General features: G+C 66.1%; 18 protein-coding genes. 15 read left to right on the plus strand and 3 right to left on the minus strand.

From position 1 onward, the window contains the following. The first annotated feature begins 18 nt into the window (after positions 1-18). The 9 genes from BG61_RS25120 (at position 19) to bioB (ending at position 8691) form a co-directional block, all read left to right on the plus strand. On the plus strand, positions 19-696 hold the full coding sequence (locus BG61_RS25120) for an SDR family oxidoreductase (RefSeq protein WP_035942327.1): 678 nt from the start codon (positions 19-21) through the stop codon (positions 694-696). Positions 697-725: 29 nt separating this feature from the next. Beyond that, entirely contained in the window at positions 726-1334 is a 609-nt protein-coding gene (locus tag BG61_RS25125) for a glutathione S-transferase family protein (protein ID WP_035942329.1), read from the plus strand. Then, positions 1331-1753, plus strand: coding sequence for a YchJ family protein (locus tag BG61_RS25130; protein ID WP_035942331.1), 423 nt, complete (start codon positions 1331-1333; stop codon positions 1751-1753). The genes BG61_RS25125 and BG61_RS25130 overlap by 4 nt, the downstream gene beginning before the upstream one ends. A 296-nt stretch (positions 1754-2049) precedes the next feature. Next, entirely contained in the window at positions 2050-3288 is a 1239-nt protein-coding gene (locus BG61_RS25135; RefSeq protein ID WP_035942332.1) for a dienelactone hydrolase family protein, read from the plus strand. A 227-nt stretch (positions 3289-3515) separates the two neighbouring features. After that, positions 3516-4313, plus strand: coding sequence for an enoyl-CoA hydratase/isomerase family protein (locus BG61_RS25140; RefSeq protein WP_035942334.1), 798 nt, complete (start codon positions 3516-3518; stop codon positions 4311-4313). A gap of 40 nt (positions 4314-4353) precedes the next feature. Beyond that, positions 4354-5682 carry an adenosylmethionine--8-amino-7-oxononanoate transaminase gene (gene bioA / locus BG61_RS25145; protein WP_035942336.1) on the plus strand — a complete coding sequence of 443 codons (1329 nt, stop codon included), beginning with the start codon at positions 4354-4356 and terminating at the stop codon, positions 5680-5682. Further along, on the plus strand, positions 5679-6884 hold the full coding sequence (gene bioF, locus BG61_RS25150) for an 8-amino-7-oxononanoate synthase (protein ID WP_035942337.1): 1206 nt from the start codon (positions 5679-5681) through the stop codon (positions 6882-6884). Before bioA ends, bioF begins: the two co-directional genes overlap by 4 nt. Next, on the plus strand, positions 6881-7606 hold the full coding sequence (gene bioD, locus BG61_RS25155; protein WP_035942339.1) for a dethiobiotin synthase: 726 nt from the start codon (positions 6881-6883) through the stop codon (positions 7604-7606). The genes bioF and bioD overlap by 4 nt, the downstream gene beginning before the upstream one ends. A 26-nt stretch (positions 7607-7632) precedes the next feature. Continuing rightward, the gene (gene bioB, locus BG61_RS25160; RefSeq protein WP_035942341.1) at positions 7633-8691 is read left to right on the plus strand and encodes a biotin synthase BioB; all 1059 of its coding nucleotides are present in this window, start codon (positions 7633-7635) and stop codon (positions 8689-8691) included. Between the two features lie 75 nt (positions 8692-8766). Here bioB and BG61_RS25165 read toward each other — a convergent pair whose 3' ends face one another. Continuing rightward, positions 8767-9801: a sulfate ABC transporter substrate-binding protein gene (locus BG61_RS25165; RefSeq protein ID WP_035942342.1), complete on the minus strand. Its 1035-nt coding sequence runs from the start codon at positions 9799-9801 to the stop codon at positions 8767-8769. Between the two features lie 95 nt (positions 9802-9896). Further along, a complete protein-coding gene (locus tag BG61_RS25170) occupies positions 9897-10505 on the minus strand; it encodes an RBBP9/YdeN family alpha/beta hydrolase (RefSeq protein ID WP_035942370.1) in 609 nt (202 codons plus the stop codon). A gap of 334 nt (positions 10506-10839) precedes the next feature. Between BG61_RS25170 and BG61_RS25175 the strand changes: the two genes are divergently transcribed. The 5 genes from BG61_RS25175 to BG61_RS25195 are packed head-to-tail and all read left to right on the plus strand — an operon-like array spanning position 10840 to position 14783. Then, the gene (locus BG61_RS25175) at positions 10840-11781 is read left to right on the plus strand and encodes a 2-hydroxyacid dehydrogenase (RefSeq protein WP_035942343.1); all 942 of its coding nucleotides are present in this window, start codon (positions 10840-10842) and stop codon (positions 11779-11781) included. A 33-nt stretch (positions 11782-11814) separates the two neighbouring features. Further along, on the plus strand, positions 11815-12738 hold the full coding sequence (locus BG61_RS25180; RefSeq protein ID WP_035942344.1) for a hydroxymethylglutaryl-CoA lyase: 924 nt from the start codon (positions 11815-11817) through the stop codon (positions 12736-12738). Positions 12739-12760: 22 nt separating this feature from the next. Further along, positions 12761-13267, plus strand: a complete 507-nt coding sequence (locus BG61_RS25185; RefSeq protein WP_035942345.1) for a YbaK/EbsC family protein — start codon at positions 12761-12763, stop codon at positions 13265-13267. A 2-nt stretch (positions 13268-13269) separates the two neighbouring features. Then, positions 13270-13875, plus strand: coding sequence for a DUF1289 domain-containing protein (locus BG61_RS25190; protein ID WP_075584224.1), 606 nt, complete (start codon positions 13270-13272; stop codon positions 13873-13875). Continuing rightward, positions 13872-14783, plus strand: a complete 912-nt coding sequence (locus BG61_RS25195; RefSeq protein WP_035942346.1) for an MBL fold metallo-hydrolase — start codon at positions 13872-13874, stop codon at positions 14781-14783. The genes BG61_RS25190 and BG61_RS25195 overlap by 4 nt, the downstream gene beginning before the upstream one ends. A gap of 164 nt (positions 14784-14947) precedes the next feature. Here BG61_RS25195 and BG61_RS25200 read toward each other — a convergent pair whose 3' ends face one another. Then, positions 14948-15838 carry an alpha/beta fold hydrolase gene (locus BG61_RS25200; protein WP_035942373.1) on the minus strand — a complete coding sequence of 297 codons (891 nt, stop codon included), beginning with the start codon at positions 15836-15838 and terminating at the stop codon, positions 14948-14950. Between the two features lie 283 nt (positions 15839-16121). On the opposite strand from BG61_RS25200, the gene BG61_RS25205 reads away from it, so the two are divergent. After that, on the plus strand, positions 16122-17084 hold the full coding sequence (locus BG61_RS25205) for an NAD(P)H-dependent flavin oxidoreductase (RefSeq protein WP_035942347.1): 963 nt from the start codon (positions 16122-16124) through the stop codon (positions 17082-17084). The last annotated feature ends 60 nt before the right edge of the window (positions 17085-17144 follow it).

A 17144-nucleotide genomic window follows, 5' to 3' on the forward strand; every position in this document is an offset into this window, starting at 1 on the left:
CTTGAATCAGGGATCGAAATGAAAACGGTACTGATCGTCGGAGCTTCGCGTGGCATCGGCCACGAGTTCGCACGCGCGTACTGCCGCGACGGCTGGCGCGTGCTCGCCACCGCGCGCGACAAGGCCTCGCTGTCGGCGCTCGACGCCATGGGCGCGCAGACCTTCTCGCTCGATGTCACGCAGCCGGAGCAGGTCGCCGCGCTCGCGTGGCAACTCGACGGCGAAGCGCTCGATGTCGCGATCATCGTGTCGGGCGTCTACGGTCCGCGCACGGAAGGCGTGGAGACGGTCACCGCCGAAGACTTCGATCAGGTGATGCAGACCAACGTGCGCGGCCCGATGCAGCTGATTCCCGTGCTGCTGCCGCTCACCGACGCCGCCGGCGGCGTGCTCGCGGTGCTGTCGAGCAAGATGGGCAGCATCGGCGCGGCGAGCGGCACGACGGGCTGGCTCTATCGCGCGAGCAAGGCCGCGCTGAACGCGACGCTGAAGGTGGCGTCGCTGGAAACGCGGCGCTCCGTATGCATCGCGCTGAATCCGGGGTGGGTGCGCACGGAGATGGGCGGCTCGTCGGCGGCGATCGACGCGGCGCACAGTGTGAGCGGCATGCGCGCGATGATCGCCGAGGCGGCCGCGATGCGCGAGCGCTTCAACGGCAGCTTCGTGCAATACGACGGCACGATGCTCGACTGGTGACGACAACTTCAAACTCGAAAGGATCACTCGTGACTTATCAGGTACATGGCGTTGCTTCATCGGGCAATTGCTACAAGGTCCGGCTCGCGCTCGAACAGCTGAATCTGCCCTACGCATGGCATGAAGTCGACATGATGCACGGCGCGACGCGCACGGAGACGTTCCTCAAGCTCAATCCGAACGGCAAGGTGCCGGTGCTCCGTATCGACGACATGACCTGCCTCTGCGAGTCCGGTGCGATTCTCTGCTATCTCGCCGAGGGCACGCCGCTGATGCCCACCGATCGCCTCGCACGCGCGCAGGTGTTGCAGTGGATGTTCTTCGAGCAGTACAGCCACGAGCCGAATGTGGCCGTGGCGCGCTTCATCCTGCAGTTCCTCAAGCGTGCCGACGATCCGCGCCTGCCTGAAAAGACCGCGGGGTCGTATCGCGCGCTCGACGTGATGGAAGCGCATCTCGCGACGCGCACGTTTTTCGTCGGCGAGCGCTATACGGTCGCGGATATCGCGCTCTACGCGTACACGCACGTCGCGGATCAGGCGAATCTCGATCTGTCCCGCTATCCGGCGATCCGCGCGTGGCTCGGGCGCGTGCGCTCGCAGCCGCGCCACGTCGAGATGCCGGCGGTCGATCAATGAACGCCATGCCGTGCCCTTGCGCGGGTGCGTCGCCCGAGCGTCGCCAGCCTGATCGCGCCCCGCTATTCGCCGAGTGTTGCGGACGATTCATCGAAGGCGGCGCGACGCCATCGAACGCGATGGAACTGATGCGCTCGCGCTACACCGCCTACGTGCTCGGCGACACGGCGTACCTGCGTGAGACGTGGTCTGAGGAAACGCGTCCCGCCGACCTCGACGCGTCCGCCGATCCCGCGAGGCGATGGCTCGGGCTGCAGATCAAGCGCCACGTCCCGCTCGACGCGGACCATGCGGAAGTCGAATTCGTCGCGCGCTACAAAGTGGGCGGACGCGCCCACCGGCTCCACGAAACGAGCCGTTTTGTCCGCAATGAAGCAGGTCGCTGGCTGTATGTCGACGGCATCGTAAGTGAAGCGTAGGCTTAATTACATCGGTATAAATTCCCGGCTTCGACTCGTATGATTAAGAGAGTAGTTACAGGGGTTCTCTCTAATTGTGCAGATGCTTTTTGACCGGTTAATCTCGCTCTAACGCCTGACGTTGCAGTTCGATGTCCAGGCGCCGTATTGAAGCCAATTGTCCTGTCTTTTCAAGGCATGACTCCCGGAACCCAGACTGCATACTGCTCCCAGGATGAGCAGTGAGATCGGTTTGTGACTTCAATTCGGGCCTCATCGCATTAGCGCCTCGTCAAAGAGCAGTCGGAGTCACAGGGATGGCAATTAAAACCTGGTTGGTCGGATTCAGCATCCTGTGCTCACTCGGCGCGATGCAGTCGATCGCACATGCAGACCCGGTCGGCGGCACGCGACAATCTGAAGGCCTCCAGGCACCCGTTTTCGGGCAGATCCCCGACGCGATCGATTCGACCCTCCCCGTTGTGGACAATAGTCTGAACGAAACGGTAATCCGCGTTCCGTCCGGCGATGTCACGCTCGAAACCACGATCTTCAAGCCGGATGGCACCGGCCCCTTCCCGATGATCGTGTTCAATCACGGCAAGCTCCCCGGCGACTCGCACAGCCAGCCGCGCAATCGTCCGCTCGCGCTCGCGCGCGAATTCGTGCGCCACGGCTATGTGGTCGTGGTGCCGAATCGCCGCGGTTTTGCCGGCTCGGGCGGCGACTACGCCGGCAGCGGCTGCAACGTCGAAGCGAACGGCTACGCGCAGGCGCGCGACGTGACCGCGACGGTTGCCTATATGAGCGAACAGCCGTATGTGGACAAGACGCACATCGTCGTTGCAGGCACGTCGCATGGCGGCCTGACGACGATGGCCTACGGCGCGCGCGACGCCGTTTCCGCACCCGGCGTGCGCGGGCTCATCAACTTCTCCGGCGGCCTGCGTCAGGACGAGTGCGCGGGCTGGCAGAAAAACCTCACCAGCGCATTTGGCGCATACGGTGAAGAAGTGCGGCTCCCGTCGCTGTGGCTGTACGGCACGAACGATTCCGTGTGGCAGGGCGAACTCGCGAGCCAGATGTATTCGGCCTACACCGAGCACGGCGCCGCCGCGCAGATGTTCGATTTCGGTGCATACAAGAACGACGCGCACCGGCTCGTCGGCGATCGCGACGGCGTGCAGATCTGGTGGCCGCGCGTGAAGACGTTCCTCGCGAAGATCGGCATGCCGACGTCGGTGCAGTATCAGGTCTCGGAGCCGCATGCACCGAAGCCCACCGGCTATGCGACCCTGGATGCCGTGGCGGCGGTCCCGTTCGTCGACGAAAACGGCCGCGCCGGCTACCGCAACTTCCTCCACCAGTATTCGAGCCGCGCGTTTGCCGTGTCGGATTCGGGCGCGTGGTCGTGGGCCGAAGGCGGCGACGATCCGATGTCGGTCGCGCTCGCCGGCTGCCAGAAGCAGAGCAACGATCCGTGCCGCCTCTATGCGGTGGACGACGCTGTGGTCTGGCACGACAACAACGCCCAGACGCAAACGGCATCGCGCTAGGCGGGCCCCTCAAGCAGATTTCCCGCGCCGGCTCCAAGCCGGCGCTTTTGCATTTTCGCGCGCCAATCGTCATAACAAGCCGGCGCGTTGCACGAAGTTACGCGCGATATCGGCACCGCCGCAGCACCGTCCCGGTCCCTGCGCGCGAGCGCGAGCCGTGCCGGAATCGAATTGCATCTCAAATTTAGCGATAATCGGCTTCTCGTCGTCCACTTCGAAGAATTTCCATGACCGACGCACTCAATCTGCAGCGCCTGAAGCTCACCGTCGACGGCCACGTTGCGCGCGTGACGCTCGACCGGCCCGACGTGCGCAACGCGTTCGACGACGCGACCATCGTGGAACTCACCGCCGCCTTCCGCGCGCTCGACGACGACGCCACCGTGCGCGCGATCGTCCTCGCCGCCAGCGGCCCGGCATTTTGTGCGGGCGCGGACCTGAACTGGATGAAGCGCATGGCGGGCTACTCGGACACCGAGAACCGCGCCGACGCGCTCGGCCTCGCCACGATGCTCAACACGATCTACGCGTGCAAAAAGCCCGTGATCGCGCGCGTGCAGGGCGACGCCTACGCGGGCGGCATGGGGCTGGTCGCCGCATGCGACATCGCAGTGAGCGCGGACACGGCGAACTATTGTCTGTCGGAAGCGAGGCTCGGCCTGATGCCCGCGACGATCGCGCCCTATGTCATCCGCGCGATGGGCGCACGCGCGGCGCATCGCTACTTCGTCAGCGCCGAGCGGTTCGATGCGGCGGAGGCGCTGCGCATCGGCTTCGTGCATCAGGTCGTGAAGGCCGATCAGCTCGATGCGACCGTTGACGCGCTCGCGGCAGCGATCGCCGCGAACAGCCCGAACGCCGTGGCCGAATGCAAGCGTCTCGTGGTGGATCTGGCCGACAAGGCGATCGACGAAGTGCTGATTGCGGACACCGCCGACCGTATCGCACGCATTCGCGCATCCGACGAAGGACGCGAAGGCGTGCGCAGTTTCCTGGAAAAACGCAAGCCGTCCTGGCTCGCGTGAAGCACTGGGCCCGCGCCCACGCGCAGGCCATGGAGTCGTTTTGAACACAGAAGCCAACGAAGCCTGGGTCGCGCGGTCGCTCGCCGCGGTCTGGCATCCCTGCACCCAGATGAAGCATCACGAGCGGTTCCCGCTCGTGCCCGTCGCACGCGGCAAAGGCGCGTGGCTGTATGACCGCGAAGGCCATCGTTATCTCGACGGCATCAGTTCCTGGTGGGTCAACCTGTTCGGTCACGCGAATCCGGACATCAACGCCGCGCTCAAGGATCAGCTCGACACCCTCGAACATGCGATGCTCGCGGGCTGCACGCATGAGCCGGCCGTGCTGCTCGCCGAGCGTCTTTTCGCGCTGACCGGCCGCACGCTCGGCCACGCGTTCTTCGCATCAGATGGCGCATCGGCCGTCGAAATCGCGCTGAAGATGAGCTTTCACTTCTGGCGCAACAGCGGCAAGCCGCAGAAAAGCGAGTTCGTGTGCCTCGCGAACAGCTATCACGGCGAGACGATCGGCGCGCTTGGCGTCACCGATGTCGCACTGTTCAAGGACGCCTACGACCCGCTGATCCGTCACGCGCATGTGGTCGCGTCGCCGGATGCGCGCAAAGGCGACGATGCCGCAGAACACGCACTCGCCGCGATGCGCACGCTTTTCGAGGCCCGCGCGCAGCATCTTGCAGCCGTCATCGTCGAGCCGCTCGTGCAGTGTGCCGCCGGCATGGCGATGCACGATGCGTCGTATCTGAAGGGACTTCGCGCACTGTGCGACGAATTCGGCGTGCATCTGATCGCCGATGAAATCGCCGTCGGGTGCGGGCGCACCGGCACGTTCTTCGCGTGCGAACAGGCTTCGATCTGGCCGGATTTCATCTGCCTCTCGAAAGGGATCAGCGGCGGCTACCTGCCGTTGTCGATCGTGCTGACGCGCGACGAAATCTACCGCGCCTTCTACGACGACGACATCACGCGCGGCTTTCTGCATTCGCACTCGTACACGGGCAATCCGCTCGCGTGCCGCGCGGCGCTCGCCACGCTCGATCTGTTCGAAAGCGCGGACGTGCTCAACGAGAACCGCCGCAAGGCATCGCTCCTGCGCGCCGCGCTGGCGCCGCTCACGGATCATCCGAACGTGCGCAATCTGCGCGAGCGCGGCACGATTTTCGCCTTCGATACGGCACTCGCCGACACGGCGCAGGCCCGCACCTTCTCGCGCCGCTTCTTCGAAAACGCCCTGAAACAGGAGCTTTTGCTGCGCCCGATCGGCACGACGGTGTACCTGATGCCGCCCTACATTCTCGACGACGAAGAACTCATGCTGCTCGTCGAGCGCACGCGCGTGACCTTCGAAGCCACGCTCGCGGAGGCCGCATGAGCCGCACCGCCGACGCGCTCTTCGATGCGCTCAAGCAGGGTCTCGCCGATATCGACCGGCACGGCCTGCGCCGCCGGCGCCGCATCGCGGACAGCGCCTGCGCCGCGCACATGACGGTGGACGGGCACGAGATCGTCGGCTTCGCGAGCAACGATTACCTCGGGCTCGCGGCGCACGAGACGCTGCGCGCGGCGCTCGCCGAAGGCGCGCGCCTCTACGGCGCGGGCAGCGGCGGCTCGCATCTGCTCGGCGGCCATTCGCGCGCGCACGCGCAACTCGAAGACGATCTCGCCGCGTTTTCCGGCGGCTTCGTCGACAACCCGCGCGCGCTGTATTTCAGCACCGGCTACATGGCGAACCTCGCGGCGCTCACGACGCTCGCCGGCCGCGGCACGCTCGTCTTCTCCGATGCGCTGAACCACGCGTCGCTGATCGACGGCGTGCGGCTCTCGCGTGCCGAGGTGCAGATCTATCCGCACGCGGACGTGGAGGCGCTCGATGCGATGCTCGACGCGTCGTCGGATGAAGCGGTCACGAAAGTGATCGTCACCGACACGGTCTTCAGCATGGACGGCGACATCGCACCGCTCGCCCGTCTGCTGGAACTGGCCGAGCGCTACGGCGCGTGGCTCGTCGTCGACGATGCGCACGGCTTCGGCGTGCTCGGGCCGCAAGGGCGCGGCGCGCTGGCTCAGGCGGCGCTGCGCTCGCCGCATCTCGTCTATGTCGGCACGCTCGGCAAGGCCGCGGGCGTGGCGGGCGCATTCGTCGCCGCGCACGAGACCGTGATCGAATGGCTCGTGCAGCGCGCGCGTCCTTACATCTTCACGACCGCGTCGCCGCCCGCCGTCGCGCATGCGGTGTCCGCGAGCGTCGCGCTGATCGCGAGCGACGAGGGCGATGCGCGCCGCAGGCATCTCGCGTCGCTGATCGAGACGACCCGCGCGATGCTCAAACGCACGCGCTGGCTGCCGGTCGATTCGCACACGGCGGTGCAGCCGCTCGTGATCGGCGGCAACGACGAAACGCTCGCGCTCGCCGCCGCGCTCGACGCGAAGGGCCTGTGGGTGCCCGCGATCCGGCCGCCCACCGTGCCCGCCGGCACCTCGCGTCTGCGCATCTCGCTGTCGGCGGCGCATAGCGGCGAAGACCTTGCTCGTCTCGATGACGCGCTCAACACGTTAAGCGGGCCTCGGCCATGAACGCGCCGCTCTCCTTTTTCGTCGCGGGCACCGATACCGAGATCGGCAAGACGCTGGTGTCGGCGGCCTTTCTGCATGCTTTCGCGCAGCAGGGCTTGCGCGCCGCCGCGATGAAGCCGATCGCGGCCGGCGCCTTCCTGCGCGACGGCGTATGGCACAACGAGGACGCGGATCAGCTCGACGCCGCCGCCAACGTGCCGCTGCCGCCCGAGATCCGCACGCCATTCCTGCTGAAGGAGCCGATCGCGCCGCATATCGCCGCTGCACGCGAGAACGTGTCGCTCGATATCGCGCGCATCGTCGATGCGCACAAGCTCGCCGTGGCGCAAGCTGATATCGTGGTGGTCGAGGGCGTCGGCGGATTTCGCGTGCCGCTCACCGACGTGCACGACACGGCCGACCTCGCGTTCGCGCTGAACCTGCCGGTGGTGCTCGTCGTCGGCATGCGGCTCGGCTGCATCAGCCATGCGCTGCTGACGGCCGAAGCCATCGCCGCGCGCGGATTGCGGCTCGCGGGCTGGGTGGCGAACCGCATCGACCCGGACATGCTGTTTCCCGGCGAGAACATCGAGGCGATCGGGCTCAGGCTCGACCGCCAGTACAACGCGCCGCTCATCGGCACGATTCCGTTTCTCGCGCCGCCGGATGCGGCGCAGGCGGCGGCTCACATCGATTCGACCTTGCTGTTGCAGACGCTTCGCGCAGTCGACGCAGGTCACTGACTCACGCTTTAGAAAAGGATTGCCCCATGACGCAAGCACAAACCGTCGAGACTTCGAATCAGGCCGCTTCACAGACGCAAACGCAGGAGCAAACGCAGGCACGCTGGCGCGTCGCCGATGTCGTCGCGCTCTACGAACTGCCGTTCAACGATCTGCTCTATCGCGCGCAGACCGTGCATCGCGAGCACTTCGACCCGAACGCCGTGCAGCTCTCGACGCTGCTGTCCATCAAGACGGGCGGCTGCGAGGAGGATTGCGCCTATTGTCCGCAGTCGGTGCATCACGACACGGGCCTGAAGGCCGAGAAGCTGATGGCCGTGGACGAGGTGCTCAAGGCCGCCGGGGTCGCGAAGTCCAACGGCGCGACGCGCTTCTGCATGGGCGCGGCCTGGCGCAATCCGAAGGACCGCCATCTCGAGCCGATCAAGGAAATGATCCGCGGCGTGAAGGCGATGGGCCTGGAAACCTGCGTGACGCTCGGCATGCTCGAAGCGCATCAGGCGGCGGGCCTCCGCGAAGCGGGCCTCGACTACTACAACCACAATCTCGACACGTCGCCCGAGTTCTACGGACAGATCATCTCGACGCGCACGTACCAGGACCGTCTCGACACGCTCGAACACGTGCGCGATGCGGGCATCAACGTGTGCTGCGGCGGCATCGTGGGCATGGGCGAATCGCGGCGCGAACGTGCCGGCCTGATCACGCAGCTGGCGAACATGGAGCCGTATCCGGAATCGGTGCCGATCAACAATCTGGTGCAGGTGGAAGGCACGCCGCTCACGGGCACGGCGCCACTCGATCCGTTCGAATTCGTGCGCACGATCGCGGTTGCGCGCATCACGATGCCGCGCGCGATGGTGCGTCTCTCCGCGGGCCGCGAGCAGATGGACGAAGCGTTGCAGGCGCTGTGCTTCGCGGCGGGCGCGAATTCGATCTTCTACGGCGACCAGTTGCTCACGACGAGCAACCCGCAAGCGGAAGCCGATCGCAAGCTGCTGGAGCGGCTCGGCATTCGCGCCGAAACGTCGCAGCAGATGGAAGAGTCGCCAGCCTGCGACGCGAAGTGCGGACACGCGCACTGACGCACCGGCCTCCGAAAAAAAAGCCCGCGCTTTCGATGAGCGCGGGCTTTTTTCCTTAATCGATCAGCAATGGCGTCACCGTTTGTCGGCGACGACCTGATCGAACGTGCCGCCATCGGAGAAGTGCGCCTGCTGCGCCTTCTGCCAGCTTCCGAACACCTGCTCGACGGTGAACGTCTTCAGCGGCTTGAACTCGCTCGCATGCTTCGCGAGCACCTGAGCGTTGCGCGGGCGCAAGTGGTGCTGCGCGATGATCTCCTGCCCGGCGGGCGAGTACAGAAAGTCGAGATACGCCTGCGCCTCCTTGCGGGTGCCGCGCTTGTCCACCACCTTGTCGACGATCGTCACCGGCGGCGCGGCAAGCAGGCTCATCGACGGATACACGGCATCGAAGTCCTTCGCGCCCACGCCGCTGTCGATCAGCGCAACCTCGTTTTCGAACGTCACCAGCACGTCGCCGATACCGCGCTGCGTGAAGGTCGTCGTGGCGCCGCGGCCGCCCGTGTCGAGCACCGGCACGTTTTTGAAGATCGCGCGCTCGAAGTCCTGCGCCTGCGCGTCCGTCGCACCCTGCTGCTTCTTGTACCCCCACGCGGCGAGATACGTATAGCGTCCGTTGCCCGAAGTCTTCGGATTCGCGATCACCACCTGCACGCCGGGCCGCGCGAGATCGCTCCAGTCCCTGATGTTCTTGGGATTGCCCTGGCGCACGAGGAACACCATCGTCGTCGTGTAGGGCGCGCTGTCGTCCGGCAGGCGCGTGCGCCACGTGGCGGGCACGAGCTGGCCGCGCTCGGCGAGCAGGTCGATGTCGTTCGGCTGGTTCATCGTCACGACATCCGCCTGCAGGCCCTGCGTCACCGAGAGCGCCTGCGCGCTCGAAGCCCCGTGCGACTGCCGGATCGACACGGTCTCGCCGGTCTTGTTCTTGTAGTCCGCGATGAACGCAGTATTGATGTCCTTATACAGTTCGCGCGTCACGTCGTAGGAGACGTTGAGCAGCGACGTATCCGCGTGCGCCATGCCTGCCGCCGATCCCAGCATCAGTGCCAGCACCAGCCCCCGTGCCGCTACCCGTGCCGTTACCTGCGTCTTCCTGAATCCCGCCATGAACTCCCCCGATGTCAGATGCGAAGCCAGTCAAAAAAAACGAAGGCCGCTCGAAAGCGGCCGTGAAGCGGGAGGCTATCGTAATGCCGTGCCGGTCAGCCATAGGCATGCTGTGTTCCCGGGCCGGCCGGATCGCGCTCCACGTCAAGGCGCAGCGGCGCCGCGTAGTGCGTCAGTGTATCGATGAAATGCTTCGCGCGCGGCCACGGACCGAATCCCGCCGCCGTGTTGATGTGCCCCGCGTCGCCGAGATTGACGAACGCGCTGCCGAAGCGCCGCGCGAGTTCGTGCGCGCGATCGAAGGGCATCCACGGATCGGTCTCGCTCGCGACGAGAATGGACGGCACGTTCAGACGCCGCGCATCGAACGTCCCGGCAAAGCGGAATTTTTCCGGACTGGCGGGCGCGACGAACAGCACGCCCGCGACATCCGCGCCGTGTGCCTGCGACAGCGCGTGCGCCGTCGCGAGACAGCCGAAGCTGTGCGCGGCGATCACGACCGGGCCGCGCTGCTTCGCGAGCAATGAGCGCAGCGCGCCCGCCCAGGTATCGAGGTGCGGCGCGTCCCAGTCGTCCTGCTCGACCCGCGCGGCCCTCGGATACTGCCGCTCGAGCCATGTCTGCCAGTGCGCGCCTTCGCTGCCATGAAGGCCAGGCACGGTCACGAGCCTCGGCGGCCAGTTCGATTTGCTGCATCCGCTCATCTCGCCCCCGCTGCCGGCATCGGCCGGCGTTTCACGAGTGATCATTCTCCGGCGTGCCCGCGGCCGGACGAACCAATATTTCGTCATTTGTTTATGGGCGCCCGCGCTCGGCGGCGCGCGCAGGCGCGGGCAAGACCGTAAAATGGAAGCTTCCCTGCGGAGGTCTTATGTCTGACCTGGCCGAAGTGTTCAGCGGTCGTCGGGATGCGTCGAGAGCACGGTGCACGCTGCAGCCGCTCCACTTTGCTTTCGCCGTCACGGGCTTCGATCACGCGCGCGCTGGACGCGGAAGGCTTCAGGCATATCGGCCGGCTGTTCACAAAGTAAGGCAAGCATGAAAATCATCTTCTACGAGCAACACGCGGACGCAGCCCTGTGGATGCGCGATCTCGCCCACGCCCTGCCCGAGGCCGACTTGCGCGAGTGGCAGCCCGGCGACACGGCGCCCGCCGACTACGCGATCGTCTGGCGCGCGCCGCGCGAACTGTTCGCGAACCGTCCGGACCTGAAGGCCGTGTTCAATCTGGGTGCGGGCGTCGATGCGATTCTCGACGTCGAGCGCACGCAGCCCGGCACACTGCCGGCGAACGCCATGCTCGTGCGGCTGGAAGACACCGGCATGTCGCAGCAGATGGTGGAGTACGCGACTCACGCGGTGCTGCGCTACATGCGCCGTTTCGACGAATACGAAACGCTCCAGCGCGAAGGCCGATGGGAAAAACTCAAGGCGCATCCGCGCGCGAGCTTCACGGTGGGCGTGCTCGGACTGGGGGTGCTCGGCACCCAGGTCGCGCGGGCGCTGGCCGCGTTCGGCGTGCCCGTGCGCGGCTACAGCCGCGGCGAGAAACGGATCGAAGGCGTGACGACCTACGCAGGCGAAGCCCGTTTCGACGCCTTCCTCGACGGCGTCAAGGTGCTGATCAACCTGCTGCCCCACACCCCGGACACGGAAGGCATCCTCAACGGCCGCACGTTCGCGAAGCTCGCGCGCGGCGCCTATCTCGTGAACCTGGCGCGCGGCCCGCATCTCGTTGACGAAGATTTGCTCGACGCACTCCGAAGCGGCCAGATCGCGGCTGCGACACTCGACGTCTTCCACACCGAGCCGCTGCCGCACGATCATCCGTTCTGGCGCACGCCGCGCATCACCGTCACGCCACATATTTCCGCGGAAACGCTGCGCGAGGAAAGCGTCGTGCAGATCGCGCAGAAGATCCAGGCGCTCGAGCGCGGCGAGCCGGTGAGCGGCGTCGTCGACCCGAAGCGCGGCTACTAGAAGCAACGAAGCTGGACCAAGGAGGAGACACACATGATTCCCGCCAAAGTGAAGATCGTCGAAGTCGGGCCGCGTGACGGCCTGCAGAACGAAAAGGATTTCGTCGCGACGGCAACGAAGATCGAGCTCGTGAACCGGCTGTCGCGAGCGGGGTTGCAGAACGTGGAGTCGGCGTCGTTCGTATCGCCGAAATGGGTTCCGCAGATGGCCGACGGCGGCGCGGTGCTGGCCGGCATCGAGCGGCGGCCCGGCACGATCTACTCGGTGCTCACGCCGAACATGCGCGGTTTCGAGGGCGCGCTGGAGGCGAAGGCCGACGAGATCGTCATCTTCGGCGCGGCGAGCGAGGCGTTCTCGCAGAAGAACATCAATTGCAGCATCGCCGAAAGCATCGCGCGCTTCGAGCCGGTCGCCAAGGCCACGAAGGACGCGGGCCTGCGCCTGCGCGCGAGCATTTCGTGCGCGCTCGGCTGCCCGTACCAGGGTGAGGTGCCGGTGGCGGCGGTCGTCGACGTCGTCGAGCGCATGAAGGCGCTCGGCTGCGACGAGATCGATATCGCCGACACCATCGGCGTCGGCACGCCCGCGCGCACGCGCGAAGTGCTGGCCGCGGCGTCGCGGGTGTTTCCGCGCGAGCGCCTGTCGGGCCACTTTCACGATACCTACGGCCAGGCCATCGGCAACATTTACGCGGCGCTAGAGGAAGGCATCGAGATTTTTCACGCATCGGTGGCCGGGCTCGGCGGGTGTCCCTATGCGAAGGGCGCGACCGGCAACGTGGCGACCGAGGACGTCGTGTATCTGATGAACGGGCTCGGTATCGAAACCGGCGTGAATCTGGATCAGCTGGTCGAGATCGGCGACTTCATTTCGCGCGCGATCGGCAAGCCGAGCGCATCGCGTGCGGGCAAGGCGCTGCTCGCGAAGAAGCTCGCCGGCGCCGCGCCCTGCGTCTGATTTTTATCCGGGTAAGGAAACGATGAACGACATGCACAACATCGATGCGCTGCCCGATTCGGCGCGGCGCGTCGCCCGCCTGTTGCAGGAGCGCGGCCATTCGCGGCCGGTCGTGATGCTGCCGGAAACAGGCAAGACGTCGGCGGAAGCGGCGGCCGGGCTCGGCTGCTCGGTCGCGCAGATCGCCAAGTCGATCCTGTTTCGCCGCCGCGCGGACGACGCGCCGGTGCTCGTGATCGCGAGCGGATCGAATCGCGTCGACGAAGCGAAGGTCGCGGCGCGCGTGGGCGCGCTCGCGCGGGCGGACGCGAAGTTCGTGCGCGAAAAGACCGGCTATGCGATCGGCGGCGTATGCCCGATCGGCCATGCCACCGAGCCGGTCACGCTGATCGACGAAGACCTGCTTTCGCTCGACAGCCTCTGGGCCGCCGCCGGGCATCCGCACGCGGTGTTCAATCTCACGCCGCGCGAACTGGTCGCGCTCACGGGCGCGCCGGTCGCCGACGTCGCCCTGCGCGAACCGGCGTGAGCATGCCGCCCGACGACGCCGTCGCCTCGCCGTGCATCGACCTCTGCAGGATGAATGCCGCCACCGGATTCTGCGACGGGTGTCTGCGCACGATCGATGAAATCGCCGGCTGGGCATCGTTCGACGACGCCCGCAAGCAGGCCGTGCTGGCGCGCACGGCGAGCCGGCGCAAGGGGGCGCGCGTCGTCATGATCGGCGAGCGGTTCTCGGCCACGCTCACGCTTTTGCCGGAATCGATCAAGAGCTTCGCGACGCTCGTCAACGACCTGAACCCGCTGCATCACGACGAAGCTTATGCACAGGCAAGCCGATTCGGTTCGCTGATCGCGTCGGGCACTCAGCCCACCGCGCATCTGATGGCGATGCTCGCCACGCACTTTTCGCAATACGCGCAGCCGCTCGGCCTCGAATTCGGCATCAGGCTCACGCGCGCGGTGAAGGCCGGCGACACGCTGAGCATGAAGTGGCAGGTCACCGACGCGAAGTGGAAAGCGAGCCTCAACGGCGACCTGGTGAAGCTGGAAGGCGAGGCGTCGAACCAGCACGGAGAGAACGTGATGAAAGCGAGCGCGACGATTGTCGTAATGGAGAGGGAGGCGGCGCCATGATCGCCCTGCCCGCGTCGATGCGCGTGTTCGAGCGCGGCTGGCTTTCGGCGAACAACGTGCTCTTCGTCGACGGCGAGCAGAGCGCGCTCGTCGACACCGGCTACGCGGCGCACGCGCCGCAGACGCTCGCGCTCGTGCAGCAGGCGCTCGGCGCGCGCAGGCTCGATCTGATCGTCAACACGCATCTGCATTCGGATCATTGCGGCGGCAACGCGACGCTGCAGGCGGCCCACGCGTGCGCGACGCTGATTCCCGCGAGCGAAGCGAACGCCGTGCGCGACTGGGACGAGGAAGCCCTGACGTTTCGCGCGACGGGTCAGCGCTGCGAGCGCTTCGGCTTCACCGGCACGATCGCCCCGGGCGCGACGCTCACGCTCGGCGGGCTCGCGTGGTCGGTGCTCGGCGCACCCGGCCACGATCCGCATTCGCTGATGCTGTACAGCGCGGACGAGCGGCTGTTGATCAGCGCCGACGCGCTGTGGGAAAACGGCTTCGGCGTGATCTTCCCGGAACTGGAAGGCGAGAGCGGCTTCGCGGAACAGCGCGCGGTGCTCGACCTGATCGCGACGCTCGACGTCCGTGCGGTCATCCCGGGCCATGGTGCGCCGTTCGCCGATATCGGGCGTGCACTCGACGCCGCGTCGTCGCGGCTCGACTACCTGCGCGCCGACCCCGCACGCAATGCGAAGAATGCGCTCAAGGTGCTGATCGTGTTCAAGCTGATGGAAACGCGCGCGATGTCGTTCGATGTCCTGCTGCGCATGACAGAAGCGGCACGCTCGATGCGCGCCGCCGCCCACATGCTGGCGGCGCCCGGCGAACTGCCGGCGTTGCTTGCGAAGTGTGTCGGGGAACTGGCGCGCAGTGGCGCGGTGCGTGTCGATGGCGACACGGTGTTCGTCGCCTGACAAAAAGAAAGCCGCTTGTCAGCTAAGGCAAGCGGCAGAATCGTAGACGTGATCAGCGTCGATTGCATCGTAACGCGATGCCTGTGTCACACGCATCCGTGCTTTCCCTACAAAAGAATAACGGCCGCCCGCAGAGCGCAGAGCGACGCGGCGGCAAACCCCGCTCAGCGCTCGCTTGCCTCGAAGAACGAGAGGATTTCTTCGAGTAGCGCCTGAGGCTGCTCTTCGGGAATGTAGTGCCCGCACGGCAACGCCCGGCCGCTCACGTCGCGCGCCACGCGGCGCCATTCGTCGAGCGGCCTGAAGCAGCGCTCGATCACGCCCTCCTCGCCCCACAGCACTCGCAGCGGACACGCGACCTTGTGTCCGCGTTCGAGGTCGGCGCGATCGTGTTCGAGATCGATTGTCGCGGACGCGCGGTAGTCCTCGCACATCGCGTACACGGCTCCGGGAGAGGCAAGTGCGTCGCGATACGCCTGCAACGCATGCGGTGCGAACGGCGCAAGCCCCGCGTGACGGCTGCCCATCACGCGCTCGATGTACGCATTCGTATTCCCGCCGATCAGCAACTCGGGCAACGGCGACGGCTGGATCAGGAAGAACCAGTGGAAATAGGCCGTGGCGAACTCGCGAGTAGTGGCTTCGTACATCGCGAGCGTCGGCGCGATGTCGAGCAGCATCAGGCGCTCCACGGCGTCGGGGAAATCGAGCGCCATGCGGTGCGCGACGCGCGCGCCGCGGTCGTGCGCGCAGACGAGAAAGCGCTCGAAGCCGAAGTGGCGCATGACCGCGATCTGGTCGGCGGCCATCGTGCGCTTCGAATACGGCGTGTGCTGCGCGTCGCTCTCGGGTTTCGCGGAAGCGCCGTAGCCGCGCAGATCCGTTGCGATCACGGTGAAGTGCTGCGCAAGTGCGGCCGCGCATTTGTGCCAGATCTGATGCGTCTGCGGATGGCCGTGCAGCAACAGCAGCGGCGGACCGCTGCCGCCCTTCATCCCGAAAATATCGACGCCCGCGGCGTCGACGTGAAATGGCTGGTAGGCGTCGAAGGGCATGATGGCGTGCGGGTCGTGACGGTTGCGGATCATTGTATGCGCCGCACTCGCTGGTTACATGCATGCCACAGGACACATTCGTGAAAATCGAGCACTTCCTCGGAATCGTATTTTGCACTTTCGGCCGCACCGCAAGGCTATAATAGAACGATCGTTCGCAAAGATGCCGGTGGCTGCCGCCAGAGGCGGCCATTTCTCAAAAACGGAATGCGCGGCAGGCCCGCAAGGCGCCGACAGTAAAATCATCGAACAGCGTCGAACGTCATATCAGGAGACTCGTGCCATGGCATTACCCACCGTCCTGCAACATCTTGCGCTGCCCGTCGTCGCCTCGCCGATGTTCATCGTCAGCTATCCCGAACTCGTGCTCGCGCAGTGCAAGGCGGGCATCGTCGGCTCGTTTCCGGCGCTCAATGCCCGGCCCGCCGGGCTGCTCGACGAGTGGCTCACGCAGATTCAGGCGTCGCTCGCGGCGCACAAGGCCGCGCACCCGGACGCCGTGATCGGGCCGATCGCGGTGAACCAGATCGTGCATCAGTCGAACGCGCGGCTCGAACAGGACGTGCGCGTGTGCGTCGAGCACGAGGTGCCGATCTTCATCACGAGCCTGCGCGCGCCGGTCAAGGAAATGATCGACGCGGTGCACAGCTACGGCGGCATCGTGCTCCACGACGTGATCAACCTGCGGCACGCGCAGAAGGCGCTGGATGCGGGCGTCGACGGCCTGATCCTGGTCGCGGCCGGCGCGGGCGGCCATGCGGGCACGACGTCGCCGTTCGCGCTCGTCGGCGAGGTGCGGCGCATCTTCGACGGGCCGATCGTGCTGTCGGGGTCGATCGCGAACGGCGGCTCGATTCTCGCCGCGCAGGCAATGGGCGCGGATCTCGCGTACATGGGCACGCGCTTCATCGCGACTCGCGAGGCGCACGCGCACGAAAGCTACAAGAACGCGATCATCGACTCGAACGCCTCCGACATCATCTACACGAACCTCTTCACCGGCGTGCACGGCAACTACATCCGCAAGAGCATTCTGAACGCGGGCCTCGATCCCGACGCGCTGCCCGCATCGGACAAGACGGCGATGAACTTCGGCGACGGTTCGAGCAAGACCAAGGCGTGGAAGGATATCTGGGGCGCCGGTCAGGGCGTCGGGCTGATGCACGACGTGCCGAGCGTCGAGGAACTGGTTGCGCGGCTCAAGCAGGAATACGCCGAAGCGAAGGCGCGAATCGGCGTTCGGTGAAGCGCCGGCGCCGTGGTCCGCAATGAAAAACACCGCGTCCGGAAAGCCGGAACGCGGTGC

The sequence above is a fragment of the Caballeronia glathei genome, from assembly GCF_000698595.1.
Lineage (GTDB): Bacteria > Pseudomonadota > Gammaproteobacteria > Burkholderiales > Burkholderiaceae > Caballeronia > Caballeronia glathei.

Coding starts and splice junctions, on each gene's coding strand:
- BG61_RS25120 (WP_035942327.1), top strand. CDS start 19: ATGAAAACGGTACTGATCGTCGGAGCTTCGCGTGGCATCGGCCACGAG.
- BG61_RS25130 (WP_035942331.1), top strand. CDS start 1,331: ATGAACGCCATGCCGTGCCCTTGCGCGGGTGCGTCGCCCGAGCGTCGC.
- BG61_RS25135 (WP_035942332.1), top strand. CDS start 2,050: ATGGCAATTAAAACCTGGTTGGTCGGATTCAGCATCCTGTGCTCACTC.
- BG61_RS25140 (WP_035942334.1), top strand. CDS start 3,516: ATGACCGACGCACTCAATCTGCAGCGCCTGAAGCTCACCGTCGACGGC.
- bioF (WP_035942337.1), top strand. CDS start 5,679: ATGAGCCGCACCGCCGACGCGCTCTTCGATGCGCTCAAGCAGGGTCTC.
- bioD (WP_035942339.1), top strand. CDS start 6,881: ATGAACGCGCCGCTCTCCTTTTTCGTCGCGGGCACCGATACCGAGATC.
- bioB (WP_035942341.1), top strand. CDS start 7,633: ATGACGCAAGCACAAACCGTCGAGACTTCGAATCAGGCCGCTTCACAG.
- BG61_RS25165 (WP_035942342.1), bottom strand. CDS start 9,801: ATGGCGGGATTCAGGAAGACGCAGGTAACGGCACGGGTAGCGGCACGG.
- BG61_RS25170 (WP_035942370.1), bottom strand. CDS start 10,505: ATGAGCGGATGCAGCAAATCGAACTGGCCGCCGAGGCTCGTGACCGTG.
- BG61_RS25175 (WP_035942343.1), top strand. CDS start 10,840: ATGAAAATCATCTTCTACGAGCAACACGCGGACGCAGCCCTGTGGATG.
- BG61_RS25180 (WP_035942344.1), top strand. CDS start 11,815: ATGATTCCCGCCAAAGTGAAGATCGTCGAAGTCGGGCCGCGTGACGGC.
- BG61_RS25185 (WP_035942345.1), top strand. CDS start 12,761: ATGAACGACATGCACAACATCGATGCGCTGCCCGATTCGGCGCGGCGC.
- BG61_RS25190 (WP_075584224.1), top strand. CDS start 13,270: ATGCCGCCCGACGACGCCGTCGCCTCGCCGTGCATCGACCTCTGCAGG.
- BG61_RS25195 (WP_035942346.1), top strand. CDS start 13,872: ATGATCGCCCTGCCCGCGTCGATGCGCGTGTTCGAGCGCGGCTGGCTT.
- BG61_RS25200 (WP_035942373.1), bottom strand. CDS start 15,838: ATGCCCTTCGACGCCTACCAGCCATTTCACGTCGACGCCGCGGGCGTC.
- BG61_RS25205 (WP_035942347.1), top strand. CDS start 16,122: ATGGCATTACCCACCGTCCTGCAACATCTTGCGCTGCCCGTCGTCGCC.